This is a genomic window from Microbispora bryophytorum, from assembly GCF_006874465.1.
Taxonomy (GTDB): Bacteria; Actinomycetota; Actinomycetes; order Streptosporangiales; family Streptosporangiaceae; genus Microbispora; species Microbispora bryophytorum.
The window spans coordinates 1-13,328 of sequence record NZ_VIRL01000025.1 but is presented as its reverse complement, the minus strand read 5'-3'; the positions used below and the strand labels follow the sequence as shown (position 1 = coordinate 13,328).

General features: G+C 68.6%; 10 protein-coding genes. 6 read left to right on the top strand and 4 right to left on the bottom strand.

What is annotated here, in order from left to right:
* Positions 1-2 precede the first annotated feature (2 nt).
* Together FLX07_RS31585 and rsmA are read left to right on the top strand one after the other, a co-directional pair.
* Complete coding sequence (locus FLX07_RS31585; RefSeq protein WP_142575350.1) at positions 3-869, top strand: TatD family hydrolase; 867 nt, start codon at positions 3-5, stop codon at positions 867-869.
* Between the two features lie 19 nt (positions 870-888).
* The gene (rsmA, locus tag FLX07_RS31580) at positions 889-1,776 is read left to right on the top strand and encodes a 16S rRNA (adenine(1518)-N(6)/adenine(1519)-N(6))-dimethyltransferase RsmA (protein ID WP_142575349.1); all 888 of its coding nucleotides are present in this window, start codon (positions 889-891) and stop codon (positions 1,774-1,776) included.
* On the opposite strand, the gene FLX07_RS31575 is transcribed toward rsmA, so the two are convergent.
* The gene (locus FLX07_RS31575; protein WP_142575348.1) at positions 1,752-2,045 is read right to left on the bottom strand and encodes a DinB family protein; all 294 of its coding nucleotides are present in this window, start codon (positions 2,043-2,045) and stop codon (positions 1,752-1,754) included. The two genes, rsmA and FLX07_RS31575, sit on opposite strands and share 25 nt — an antisense overlap.
* A 38-nt stretch (positions 2,046-2,083) precedes the next feature.
* On the opposite strand from FLX07_RS31575, the gene FLX07_RS31570 reads away from it, so the two are divergent.
* From FLX07_RS31570 to FLX07_RS31550, 4 genes are all read left to right on the top strand, one after another.
* On the top strand, positions 2,084-2,308 hold the full coding sequence (locus FLX07_RS31570) for a hypothetical protein (RefSeq protein ID WP_142575347.1): 225 nt from the start codon (positions 2,084-2,086) through the stop codon (positions 2,306-2,308).
* Between the two features lie 336 nt (positions 2,309-2,644).
* A complete protein-coding gene (locus tag FLX07_RS38100; protein WP_223853159.1) occupies positions 2,645-4,102 on the top strand; it encodes a trypsin-like serine peptidase in 1,458 nt (485 codons plus the stop codon).
* A 184-nt stretch (positions 4,103-4,286) separates the two neighbouring features.
* Positions 4,287-5,225, top strand: coding sequence for a 4-(cytidine 5'-diphospho)-2-C-methyl-D-erythritol kinase (locus FLX07_RS31555; RefSeq protein WP_142575346.1), 939 nt, complete (start codon positions 4,287-4,289; stop codon positions 5,223-5,225).
* A gap of 12 nt (positions 5,226-5,237) precedes the next feature.
* Positions 5,238-7,046 carry an ABC-F family ATP-binding cassette domain-containing protein gene (locus tag FLX07_RS31550; RefSeq protein ID WP_142575345.1) on the top strand — a complete coding sequence of 603 codons (1,809 nt, stop codon included), beginning with the start codon at positions 5,238-5,240 and terminating at the stop codon, positions 7,044-7,046.
* A gap of 210 nt (positions 7,047-7,256) precedes the next feature.
* Here FLX07_RS31550 and FLX07_RS38095 read toward each other — a convergent pair whose 3' ends face one another.
* The 3 genes from FLX07_RS38095 to FLX07_RS38085 form a co-directional block, all read right to left on the bottom strand.
* Positions 7,257-8,711: a trypsin-like serine peptidase gene (locus FLX07_RS38095; RefSeq protein WP_223853160.1), complete on the bottom strand. Its 1,455-nt coding sequence runs from the start codon at positions 8,709-8,711 to the stop codon at positions 7,257-7,259.
* A 481-nt stretch (positions 8,712-9,192) separates the two neighbouring features.
* On the bottom strand, positions 9,193-10,683 hold the full coding sequence (locus FLX07_RS38090) for a trypsin-like serine peptidase (RefSeq protein WP_223853161.1): 1,491 nt from the start codon (positions 10,681-10,683) through the stop codon (positions 9,193-9,195).
* A gap of 474 nt (positions 10,684-11,157) precedes the next feature.
* Positions 11,158-12,477, bottom strand: a complete 1,320-nt coding sequence (locus FLX07_RS38085) for a trypsin-like serine peptidase (protein ID WP_223853162.1) — start codon at positions 12,475-12,477, stop codon at positions 11,158-11,160.
* Positions 12,478-13,328 lie beyond the last annotated feature (851 nt).

Below are 13,328 nucleotides of genomic sequence, written 5' to 3'. Positions count from 1 at the left end.
TCATGTCGCGTGAGCGTCCCGCGCCGCCCGCGCCGCCCGAGGCGCTGCCGGCGGAGGTGTTCGACAGCCACTGCCACCTGGACATCATGGTCGGCAACCGGCAGGCGTCGTCGGGTGATCCCGTCGCGCTGGCGGCCCAGGCGGCCGGGGCGAGCGTCGCGTCGATCCTCGCCGAGGCGAAGTCGGTCGGTGTGACGCGCCTGGTGACGGTGGGATACGACCTGCCCTCCTCGCGGTGGAACGCCGAGGTGGCCGGCGAGCACCGGGACGTCTACGCGGCCGTGGCCATCCACCCCAACGAGGCGCACGCCTCCACGCCCGAGGTCCTCGCCGAGATCGAGGACCTCGCGCGGCGGCCACACGTGCGGGCGGTGGGGGAGACCGGTCTCGACTACTTCCGCGACTGGGCGTCGAAGGACGACCAGCACGCCAGCTTCGGCGCGCACATCGAGATCGCCAAGCGGACCGGCAAGGCCCTGGTGATCCACGACCGCGACGCGCACGACGACGTGCTCGCCGTGCTCGCCGACCAGGGCGCCCCCGGCGTGGTGGTCTTCCACAGCTTCTCCGGCGACGCCGAGATGGCCAAGCGGTGTGTGGACGCCGGTTACTTCATGTCGTTCTCCGGCCCGGTGACGTACAAGAACGCCGGATATCTGCGTGAGGCTGCGGCGGTGGCCCCGCCCGAGCTGATGCTGGTCGAGACCGACGCGCCCTACCTGCCGCCGACGCCGCATCGGGGCAGGCCAAACGCGCCCTACCTGATCCCGCTCACGCTGCGCTGCCTCGCGGAGGTCAAGGGCATGGACGTCGCCGACCTCGCCACGCGGATCGCGGCCAACGGCCAGACCGTCTTCGGCGCCTGGTAGCGCGGGGGACACTGGAGGCATGAGTCTGCTCGGGCCGGTCGAAGTGCGTTCGCTCGCGGAGAGGCTGAACATCCGGCCGACGAAGAAGCTGGGGCAGAACTTCGTGATCGACGGCGGCACCGTCCGCCGTATCGTCCGGCTCTCCGGGGTCGCACCGCACGACGTGGCGATCGAGGTCGGGCCGGGGCTCGGCTCGCTCACCCTCGCCCTGCTCCCCGAGGTCGCCGAGGTCGTCGCCGTGGAGATCGACCCGGTGCTGGCGCAGCAGTTGCCGCTGACGGTCGCCGAGCGGGCCCCCGAGGTGGCCGGCCGGCTGACCGTGGTGCACGCCGACGCGCTCAAGGTCGGGCCCGCCGAGCTCGGGACCGAGCCGACCGCGCTGGTCGCCAACCTGCCGTACAACGTGTCCGTGCCGGTCGTGCTGCACCTGCTGGAGGTGCTGCCGTCGCTGCGGCGCGGGCTGGTGATGGTGCAGTCGGAGGTCGCCGACCGGCTCGCCGCGGCGCCGGGGTCGCGCATCTACGGCGTTCCCTCGGTGAAGGCCGCCTGGTATGCCGACGTGCGCCGGGCCGGTCCGGTCGGGCGCAACGTCTTCTGGCCCGCGCCGAACGTCGACTCCGGCCTGGTCTCGCTCGTACGGCGGGAGCCGCCGGTGACGACGGCGACCCGCGAGGAGGTGTTCGCCGCCATCGACGCGGCGTTCGCCCAGCGCCGCAAGACGCTGCGCGCCGCGCTCGCCTCCTGGGCCGGAACGGCGGCCGCCGCGGAGAAGGCGCTGCTCGGGGCCGGGATCGACCCCTCGGCGCGTGGGGAGCAGCTGAGGGTCGAGGACTTCGCCCGAATCGCCGAACAGCGGGCCCCGGCGGCGGCGCACCAGCCGGGTCAGACCGGCCGGCGGCCGAGGTAGGCCAGCAGCACGGTCACTTCGTCGGCGTCGTCGCCGGTCTCCAGCGCGGGAGCGTACGCGCCGTAGGCCCGCAGCGGTTCGACGATCTGGGTGGCGACCTCCATCAGCGGCAGGGCCATCTCCGGGGTGAGCGGCGAGGGCTGCCCCGTGGCCACGGCGATGTCCCAGGCGTGCACCGCCGCGTCGAGCGCGCACGCGCCGGCCGCGAGCGATGCGGGCATGGGGCCCTGGGGAAGCGGCACCGGCCCCTGCTCGGCGTCGTCGTCCACCGTCGCCCAGGCGCGGGCCGAAGCGTCCAGCCCCGTGGTTGCGCGGTGACGTCGTCGCCGACGACTTCGGTCTCGTGCTGGAGGGGTGCGCCGCCGTCCGCGTGCCGGACCCGGAGCGTACGCGGGAGCTGCGGCGGCGCTTCCTGTCCATGGTGCTCGACGGTGTCGCGGGAGCCGGCGTGACCGGCGACGATGCGGACGCTCTCCCCGGTCCGCCTCCGGAGCCCGGGGAGCTGAACTGGCGGTGGCGGCGGTCGGGGTAGCCGGATGGGCTCCGCGAGTGCGCCGGCGGGCCGAGTTGGACGTGATCGGCTGGTGATCCGTTCCATCGACAAAGTGTGATTTGCATCACATACAGCCCTTGTGTCGATCGGTGACACCGGGTGACGGGGTGGCGATGGCGGCACTTGTGATCAGCGAAAACGCGACGGCCGCGGAGAAGGCGCGGGCGGCGCCGGTAGCCGCGATCTTGACGTGGCGATCAGACTGATAACCACTGAGGCGGTCACTTCTCCCAAATCCTCGGATAGCTTTTAGCCGACCTTTACTGACGGTTGGGGCGCAAGCGGCGCCCGACGATCAGACCAGGGAGTAGTAACTTGAAGCGCACCCTCACCCTCGGCGGCATCGCGGTCGGCCTGCTGGCCTCTGCGGCCGTCGCCGCCCCCGCACACGCGGACTCCGTTCCGCACGACACCCTGGCCAGCACCAACTTCGCCGCCAAGCAGGTCGCCGCGTTCTGGTACGGCCAGAACAAGGCCAACCTGGTCAACGCCACCCCGTACGCGGTGGAGACCACGCTGCCCACCAAGCACGTCTCCTCGGGCGGCGCCTCCGCGGACAGCAAGGCCGGCGTTGTCGGCTCCAGCGGTGACAAGTCGGCTTCCTCCGGCACGTCGAAGAACGTGAACCTGCCGAAGACCACCGGCAAGGTGTTCTTCATCGGCGCGGACAAGAAGCCGCACTGGTGCTCGGCGACCGCCGTGCAGAGCCAGTACAAGAACCTGGTGGCGACCGCCGGCCATTGCGTGTACGACACCAAGAGCAACAAGGCGACCCTCGACAAGTGGGTCTTCGTTCCCGGTTACTACCAGGGCAAGACCCCGTGGGGCATCTACGTCGGCAAGACCGCGTACACCCACTACGACTTCGACGTCTACGAGGACGGCGACCGCGACTACGCGTTCGTCACCGTCTACAACGGCGTCCTGCCCACCAGCGCCTCCGGCAAGAGCTACGCCCACACCTACGAGACCTCTCTGCAGGCGAAGTGGGCCAAGGCCAAGCTCGACAAGGACAAGGCCTACTCGCACGTGACCATCCAGTCCGTGGTCGACACGCGCCACGTGGTCAAGGAGGGCACCCGCGACTCGCGGAAGGTCTATGTCAAGCGGGACGACTGGAAGAAGCTCAACCCCGAGGGCACTCCGGCCGACGGGCCCTTCAAGGAGGGCACCGGCGTCACGGACAAGGCGTACCCCTTCAAGCCGCGCGGCTGGGACGAGGGCAAGGCGTCCCGCGACGGCAGGGCGTTCTACCTCAAGAAGGGCGACAAGTACGTCGTCCGCACCTACTGGATCAACTACGACGTCGACTACCGCCTGACCGGCCGCGCTCTGTCGATCGGTCTCAAGGACGTCGGCACCCTCGGCTCCAACGTGGGCGGTCAGGGTCTGGCCTACAACCAGAAGATCGGCACGGGCATGTTCGTGTTCGGTTACCCGAGCGGCTCGCACCCGGACGGCAACTACGCCTTCTCCGGCAAGACCCTCAAGTGGTCGTACGGCAAGACCTTCAAGGCGGCCGCGCCGTCGATGAAGGCCGAGGAGCTCGTCGGCATCAAGTCCTCCTTCACCGGTGAGGGCGCCATCGGCTCGTCCTGGCTCTACCGCTACAGCAGCGCCAAGCGGCTCGGCTACCTCAACGGTGTGACCATCGCGGTCTCCGACACCGACGGCAACAAGCGCATCGACACCAGCGTCTCCCCGTACTTCGACGGTGAGACCCTGGCCGTCTACAAGACCGCTCAGGCCAACTGGTCGGGCAAGATCGTCTGATCCGTCACCGCGCACGCGAAGGGGCTCGGCACCGCGCCGGGCCCCTTTCCGCTGCCCTGACAGGGACCGGCCTGTGGAATCTCCCGGGACGCGTGGTGACGCTAAGCTCGGGTCCCATGCCAGGAACAGGAGCATGCGAAGAGCGGCCCCGGGCACGGCGACGACATGAGGCGGCGAGCGGGCGATGAGTGCGATCACGGTGCGCGTGCCGGCGAAGGTCAACCTCCAGCTCGCGGTCGGCCCGCTGCGCGAGGACGGCTACCACGACCTGGTGAACGTCTTCCACGCGGTCTCGCTGTTCGACGAGGTCACGGCCGCCGAGCCGTTCGACCCTGCCCCTGGGCGGGACCCCTCCGCCGCCCCGCTCGTGGTCAGGGTCGAGGGGGACCTGGCCGGAGAGGTTCCGGTGAGCGACGACAACCTCGCGGTCCGGGCCGCCAGGGCGCTGGCCGACCGGACGGGCCGCTCGTACCGGGCCGATCTGCTGATCCGCAAGTCGATCCCCGTGGCGGGCGGCATGGCCGGAGGAAGCGCCGACGCGGCCGCGGCGCTGGTGGCCTGCAACGAACTGTGGGGCCTCGGCCTGCCCCGTGAGGACCTGATGGAGATCGCCGCCGACATCGGCAGCGACGTGCCGTTCGCGCTGCTCGGCGGCACCGCGGTGGGGACCGGACGCGGCGAGCGGCTCGCCCCGCTGGAGACCGCCGGGGTCTTCCACTGGGTCTTCGCGCTCGCCGACGGCGGCCTGTCGACCCCCAGGGTGTACGGCGAGTGCGACCGGCTGCGCGAGGAGGCGGGGGTGGCCGCGCCCACGCCGGCAGTGAGCGAGGCTCTGCTCGCCGCCCTGCGCGAGGGCGACGTCAGGGCGCTCGGGCAGGCGCTGTCCAACGACCTCCAGCCCGCCGCGCTGGCCCTGCGTCCCTCGCTCGCGAACACGCTCGCCGCCGGCCGTGAGCACGGGGCGCTCGGCGCGCTCGTCTCCGGGTCCGGTCCCACCTGCGCGTTCCTCGCAGAGTCGGCGGAGCGGGCGCACGAGCTGGCCGCTCTGATCAAGGACGTGGACGGATGCAGGTCCGTCGTCACCGCCTCCGGGCCCGTCCCCGGGGCCACTGTGGCCGGATAAGCTTTACGGGCGATGAATCTGGTCAATCTGGAGTCCGTCTCCCACGCCTTCGGGCCCAAGCCCCTGCTCGCCGACGTCTCTCTCGGACTAGAGGAGGGTGACCGGATCGGCGTCGTCGGCCGCAACGGCGGAGGCAAGACAACGCTCATCTCGATCATCGCCGGAGCGCTGAAACCCGACAGCGGCCGAGTCACCCACACCCGCGGACTGCGGGTCGGCGCGCTCTCCCAGCGTGACCAGTTCGACCCGGACGTCGCGGTGAAGGACATCGTCCTGGCCGGCCGGGCCGAGCACGAGTGGGCCGGCGACGCCGCGATCAGGGAGATCCTCGCCAACCTGCTCGCCGACATCGACCTCGCGGCCCCCGCGGGCGCGCTGTCGGGCGGGGAGCGTCGCCGTACGGCCCTGGCGCGGCTGCTGATCGAGGAGCACGACCTGCTGATCCTCGACGAGCCCACGAACCACCTCGACATCGAGGCCATCGCCTGGCTCGCCGGGCATCTCGTCCAGCGCAAGTCCGCGCTGCTGGTCGTCACCCACGACCGCTGGTTCCTCGACGCGGTCTCCACCCGCACGTGGGAGGTCGTGGACGGCTCCGTCGAGCGATACGAGGGCGGCTACGCGGCGTACGTGCTGGCCAAGGCCGAGCGGGCGCGGATCGCGCAGGCGGCGGAGGAGCGCCGGCAGAACCTCATGCGCAAGGAGATCGCCTGGCTGCGGCGCGGACCGCCGGCCCGGACTTCCAAGCCCAAGTTCCGGATCAACGCGGCCGAGGCGCTGATCGCGAACGAGCCGCCGCCGCGGGAGGCCGTCGAGCTGCTCAGCTTCGCCTCGGCGCGGCTCGGCAAGACCGTCGCGGACCTGGAGGACGTGACGCTCCACGCGGGAGGCCCGGCATCGGGTCCGCTGGTGCTCGACCAGTGCACGTACCAGTTCGGCCCGGGGGACCGGATCGGCCTGATCGGGGTGAACGGCTCGGGCAAGTCGTCGGTGCTGCGCCTGCTGTCCGGCACGGTCGAGCCCGACTCCGGCCGCCTCGTGCGCGGCAGGACGGTGCGGCTCGCGCACCTGTCGCAGGAGCTGGCCGAGCTGGACCCCACGCGGCGGGTGCTGGAGACGGTCGAGGAGATCCGCAAGTACGTCCAGGTGGGCAAGAAGGAGTGGTCGGCCTCCCAGCTGCTCGAACGCCTCGGCTTCCGGGGCGAGGCCCAGTGGAAGGTCGTCGGCGACCTGTCGGGCGGCGAGCGGCGGCGCTTGCAGTTCCTCCGGCTGATCATGAACGAGCCGAACGTGCTGCTGCTCGACGAGCCGACCAACGACCTCGACATCGAGACGCTCACCGAGCTGGAGGACCTCCTCGACGGCTGGCCGGGCACGCTGGTGGTGGTGAGCCACGACCGGTACTTCCTGGAGAGGGTGGCGGACCGCTGCGTCGCGCTCCTCGGAGACGGCAGGTTGTCGATGCTGCCCGGCGGAGTGGACGAATACCTCGAACGCCGTGCGGCGGGCGCGGCCCTGTCGGCGCGGGCGGCCTCTGCCGCGAGCGCTCCCGAGCGGGGCGGCCAGGACGATCAGCCGGCGCCGGTGGGCGGGCCGACCGCCAAGGAGCTGCGGGAGCTGCAGAAGGAGCTCAACCGGCTGGAACGGCAGATCGACAAGCTCGGCGAGCGTGAGGCGAAGCTGCACGCCGAGATGGCCGATGCGGCGAGCGACTTCGAGCGCCTGGCCAAGCTCGACGCCGAGCTGCGGGAGATCGCCGCGCAGAAGGAGTCGGCCGAGTTCGAGTGGATGACGGCGGCCGAGCGCCTCGAAGGGCAGTAGGGCCAGATCGGCCGGCCACCGTCGGCCAATGTCGGCCAATGTCGGCCACGGGCGACCACGGTCGGCCACGGGCGCGACGCCGGCCGGCGCGGTGGAGCCGCCGCCGCTGGGATGAGGGTGTCGCCCGCGTGGTGAGGGTGTCGCCCGCGCGGTGAGGAACGGAAAGGGGCCCGGCGCGGTGCCGGGCCCCTTCGCGTGCGCGGTGACAGGTCAGACGATCTTGCCGGACCAGTTGTTCGCGGCGGTCTTGTACACGCCGTAGGTCTCACCGTCGAAGTACGGGGAGACGCTGGTGTCGTAGCGCTTGTTGCCGTCGCGGTCGGCGACGCCGATGGTCACGCCGTTCAGGTAGCCGAGCCGCTTGGTGCTGCTGTAGCGGTACAGCCACGCCGAGCCGAGCGCGCCCTCACCGGTGAACGACGACTTGATGCCGACGAGCTCCTGCGCCTTGATGGTGGGGGAGCTGGCCTTGAAGGTCTTGCCGTACGACCACTTGAGGGTGTTGCCGGAGAAGGCGTGGTTGCCGTCCGGGTGCGAGCCGCTCGGGTAACCGAACACGAAGATGCCCGTGCCGATCTTCTGGTTGTAGGCCAGACCCTGACCGCCCACGTTGGAGCCGAGGGTGCCGACGTCCTTGAGACCGATGGACAGCGTCCGGCCGGTCAGGCGGTAGTCGACGTCGTAGTTGATCCAGTAGGTGCGGACGACGTACTTGTCGCCCTTCTTGAGGTAGAACGCCCTGCCGTCGCGGGACGCCTTGCCCTCGTCCCAGCCGCGCGGCTTGAAGCGGTATTCCTTGTCCGTGACGCCGGTGCCCTCCTTGAAGGGCCCGTCGGCCGGAGTGCCCTCGGGGTTGAGCTTCTTCCAGTCGTCCCGCTTGACGTAGACCTTCTGCGAGTCGCGGGTGCCCTCCTTGACCACGTGGCGCGTGTCGACCACGGACTGGATACGGAGGTGGGAGTAGGCGTTGTCCTTGTCGAGCTTGGCCTTGGCCCACTTCGCCTGGAAAGAGGTCTCGTAGGTGTGGGCGTAGCTCTTGCTGGAGCCGCTGGTGGGCAGGACGCCGTTGTAGACGGTGACGAACGCGTAGTCGCGGTCGCCGTCCTCGTAGACGTCGAAGTCGTAGTGGGTGTACGCGGTCTTGCCGACGTAGATGCCCCACGGGGTCTTGCCCTGGTAGTAACCGGGGACGAAGACCCACTTGTCGAGGGTCGCCTTGTTGCTCTTGGTGTCGTACACGCAATGGCCGGCGGTCGCCACCAGGTTCTTGTAACGCGACTGGACCGCGGTCGCGGTGCACCAGTGCGGCTTCTTGTCCGCGCCGATGAAGAACACCTTGCCCGTGGTCTTGGGCAGGTTGACGTTCTTCGTGCTGGTGGTCGCCTTCTTGTCGCCGCTGGAGCCGACCACGCCGGCCTTGCTGTCCGCGGAGGCCCCGCCGGTAGACACGTGCTTGGCCGAGACCTGCGTCTCCACGTTGTACGGCTTGGCGTTGCGGAGGTTGGCCATACGCTCGCCGAACCAGAAGGCGGCGACCTGCTTGGCGGCGAAGTTGGAGCTGGCCAGGGTGTCGTGCGGTACGGAATCCGCCTGTGCGGGGGCGGCGACGACCGCGGAGGCCAGCAGGCCGACCGCGATGCCGCCGAGGGTGAGGGTGCGCTTCAAGGGTTGTTCTCCTTGGTCTGTCGGGGGCACAAAGTACGCCCACTCGTCAGTAAAGGGACGGTAAGCAAGCTATCGGAGGAGGAAGGCGCAAAGTAGCGCCGCAAACCGTCCCGTCCGCGCCCCCGCGTTTGCTCAGAACCGGCTCCGAACCTGAAAGGTTGCTGTGTTTCCGCTGATGAGATGCTGATTTTGAGAGCTCGTGAGCACGCTGCGTGACTGATCGTTCAAGTGATTATTGTGAGGTAAATCACATTAAAGGGATGGAACCGCGCGACCGTGTGATCACGTCTGATTCCGCCCGTGCGCGCGTCGCGCCGGCGGCCACGAGAGTTGGCCCAGGAGCGGCACGGGAGACGGCCCTGAGGGGATGTGGGGCGCGGGAGAGCGCGCGTGGGAGCAGACGGACACGCAGGAGCCGGAAAACAGAGAAGGGCCCGGCCGCACGCGGCCGGGCCCTTGCTCAGCTGGGCCTCACGAGGCGTCAGACGATGTTGGCCGAGGGGGTGGCGGCCGCGGCCTTGTAGACGGCCAGGGTCTCACCGTCGAAGTACGGCGAGACGCTGGTGTCGTACCGGTTGTTGCCGTCGGTGTCGGAGACGCCGATGGTGACGCCGTTCAGGTAGCCGAACCGCGTCGAGTTGTTGTACTTGTACAGCCAGGCGGAGCCGGAAGCGCCCTCGCCGGTGAACGACGACTTGATGCCCTGGAGGGCCTCGCCCTTCAGAGCCGAAGCGGTGGCGGGGAAGGTCTTGCCGTAGCTGTACTTGAGGGTCTTGCCGGAGAAGGCGTAGTTGCCGTCCGGGTGCGACCCGCTCGGGTAGCCGAACACGAAGGTCGGCTGGCCCACCTTCTGGTTGTAGGCCAGGCCCTGGCCGCCGACGTTGTCCCCGAGCTTGCCGACGTCCTTCAGGCCGACCGTCAGCTTCGCGCCGACGACCTTGTAGCCCTTGAAGGCCTTCGCCTTGAACGTCCGGCTGTAGTACTTGTACTCGTGGCTGCTCTGCTGCTTCACCCGCCAGAACAGGGTCTTCCCGTCCCTGCTGACGTAGGAGTCCTTGTCCGACCTGTAGTCGTACGACCGGACCCTGTCGTTGATCGCGCCGGCGGACGTCAGAGGAGCCCACGGGCCGTTTCCGGTCAGGTTCTTGCCCTTGTTCCAGGCCTGGAACTCGGCGACGGTGACCGGAACCTCGGGGGCGCGACTCGAGAGAGTGCTGATCTCCACGACGCCGAGCTTGGAGAGAGCGGTGGTCTTGTCGGCGGCGAGCTTGGCCTTGGCCCGCTCGGCTTCCCACTTGGTCTTGTAGACCTGCGACTCGTACTTGCCGCTGGCGCCGGCGTCGGTCGGGGTGACGCCGTTGTAGACGGCGACGAACGCGTAGTCGAAGTCGCCGTCACCGTACGTGGTGTAGTCGAAGTGGGTGAACGCCATCTTGCCGACGTAGATGCCGTACGGCGTCTTGCCGTTGTAGTAACCCGGGACGAAGACCCACTTGTCCATCAGGTCCTTGTCCTTCACCGTGTCGTAGACACAGTGACCGGCAGTGGCCACCAGGTTCTTGTGCAGCGACTGCAGGGCGGTCGCGGTGCACCAGTGCGGCTTGTTGTCGGTGCCGATGAAGAACACCTTGCCCGTGGTGCGGGGCAGGTTGACGTTCTTCGACGTGCTGGTGGTCTTCTTGTCGCCGCTCGACGAGACGACACCGGGCTTGGTGTCGGTGATCTCCTTGGGCATCGTCGAGACGTGCTTGGCGGTGACCTTGGTCTCGGTGCCGTACGGCGTGGCGTTGACCAGGTTCGCCATCTTCTCGCCGAACCAGAAGGCGGCGACCTGCTTGGCGGCGAAATTGGTCTCGGCCAGCGGCTTGGCCTTGGGCTTGCCGTGGCCGCGGTCGGCGTGCGCCGGGGAGGCGACGAGGGCGGTGGCCAGCAGGCCGACCGCGACGCCGCCGAACGCGAGGGTGCGCTTCAAAGTGCTCTCCATGGTCTGTCGTGAGGCGCGGCTTTCGCCTCATGCGTCAGTAAAGGATGCGCAAAAACTACCGGATTGATAGCTGATGGCGTAAGAGAGGAGAACCGATGGGTATCACCTCGTGATCTTCAATCTCGATATGCCATTGCACCCCGGCGCTGCCGGGCGCTTCACTCCGGAATTGAGCCGGTGGCGCAGCGCTTCCACGGAGGACGTGTGGCCGGACGGGCCGCACCAGGCCCTGAAGGGATGAGAGGTCCTCGCTGGCCGTGTGGACGGAGAGTCCGCCGGGACGCCTGGGGCGGGGGCGCCTGCGCGCGATCGGCCGAGCGGTCCGGGAAGGAAAGAAGGGCAGGATGAATTGACGGCGCCGTTCCTTTTCTCGTCGTCCGTCTCGTCGCCCGCGAAATGCGAAAGAAAAGGGCCCGGCTGGAGGCCGGGCCCTTTTCTTCATCTCACCGACTGGAGAAAAGATCAGACGATCTTGCCGGACCAGTTGGCCTGAGCGGTCTTGTAGACGGCCAGGGTCTCACCGTCGAAGTACGGGGAGACGCTGGTGTCGATGCGGCCGTTCCCATCGGTGTCGGAGACCGCGATGGTCACACCGTTGAGGTAGCCGAGCCGCTTGGCGCTGCTGTAGCGGTACAGCCAGGACGAGCCGAGGGCGCCCTCACCGGTGAAGGAGGACTTGATGCCGACGAGCTCCTCGGCCTTCATCGACGGGGCAGAGGCCTTGAAGGTCTTGCCGTAGGCCCACTTCTGGGTCTTGCCGGTGAAGGCGTAGTTGCCGTCCGGGTGCGAGCCGCTCGGGTAGCCGAACTCGAAGACGGCGGTGCCGACCTTCTGGTTGTAGGCCAGGCCCTGACCGCCGACGTTGGCGCCGAGGGTGCCGACGTCCTTGAGGCCGATCGAGACCTTGAAGCCGACGACCTTGTAGCCGATGACCTTGCCCGGGGCCGGCGTCGAGTGGCTGTCGTGCTGGTTGTTCCAGCCGCTGTTGTGCGAGCCGCTGTTGTTCCAGCCGCCGTTGTGCGAGCTGCGCTCGTAGACCGGCACGACCTGGAGCTTGGAGTAGCCCGTGGTCTTGTCGGCCTGGAGGCTCTTCAGCGCCTTGTAAGCGTCCCACTTGTTCTTGTAGAGCCGGGACTCGTACTTGCCGCCGTGGGTGTCACCCTCGGTGGGGATGACGCCGTTGTAGACCGCGACGAACGCGTAGTCGCGGTCGCCGTCCTCGTACACGCTGTAGTCGTAGTGCGTGTAAGCGGTCTTGCCGACGTAGATGCCCCAGGGGGTCTTGCCCTCGTAGTAGCCGGGGACGAAGACCCAGTTGTCCAGGGTGGCCGCGTTCGACTTGGTGTCGTAGACGCAGTGACCCGCGGTCGCCACGATGTTCTTGTACTGCGACTGCAGAGCGGTCGCCGAGCACCAGTGCGGCTTGTTGTCGGCGCCGGTGAAGAACACCTTGCCGGTGGTCTTCGGCAGGTTCACGTTCTTCGACGTGCCGGTGGAAGCCTTCTGGTCACCGCTGGAGCCCACGACGCCGGCCTTGTCGTCGGCGGAGACGCCGCCGGTCGACACGTGCTTGGCGGAAACCGTGGTCTCCGCGGTGTACGGCGTGGCGTTGACCAGGTTGGCCTTGGCCTGGCCGAGCCAGTACTGGGCGACCTGCTGAGCGGCGAGGTTGGTGTTGGCCAGGTTCGTGCTCGGAACCGAGTCGGCGTGAGCCGGGGCGGCGATCGCAGCGGAGGCCAGCAGGCCGGCCGCAACGCCACCGAGTGCGAGGGTGCGCTTCAACTTTCTCTCCCTGGTCTGTCGTGAGGCGACTCCTGCGCCCCATGCGTCAGTAAAGGAACGGTCAGAAAGTTATAGGAGAAGTTGGTGTGGTGTAAGTGGAACCGCGACGTCTGCCGGTCACCTCCGGGCTCGCGTGCTTCGCTCCGGTTGGTGGGTGTATGCGGCATCTGTGCTGATCACGAGCGGTGTCGGATGTCCGTTGTCACGCAGTGCGACCGTTCCGAGGCGGGGCTGCATGTGAGGTAAATCACACCGAAGGGATGAAACCGGAAGAGGGGGTGCAACGTCCAAAGGGCCTTCAGCGGAAGGTGCCCACGCTCTCAGTGTGTCGTTCCGGACGCCCAAAAGGGCTCGACCGGCGGTCTGCGGCGACCTGATGGGGTGGGGGGGCTCGTGCCGTTCCCGTCCGTCTGGGGCGACGTAAGGCCCGCGCGGTGAGTCGGCCCGTCATACGGCTCTGACGGCGGACGGCTCAAGCGTGCGCATATGGGGTGCGGCCTACGGGGTGTGGGGTGACTGCTCCACGCGCTCGCGAAGCGCCCGATCGGGCCTCTGATGCCCGCTACGGCGAGACGGCGGCCGTGGAGCGGGGAGAGGGGCGGGCCGGGGCGAACACCCCTGTGATCGGGCCTGTGATCGACCGTGAGACCGGCCCTGAGACCGGCGTGAGATCGGCTCGATGGCGTGACCGCCGCGCGATGAAGCGCGCGTGTGGGTGTTTCGGGCAACGGAAAAGGGCCCGGCTGGAGGCCGGGCCCTTTCCTTGACTCTGCTTTACCGGGGGGAAGATCAGACGATCTTGCCGGACCAGTTGGCGGCAGCGGTCTTGTAGACGGCCAGCGTCTCACCGT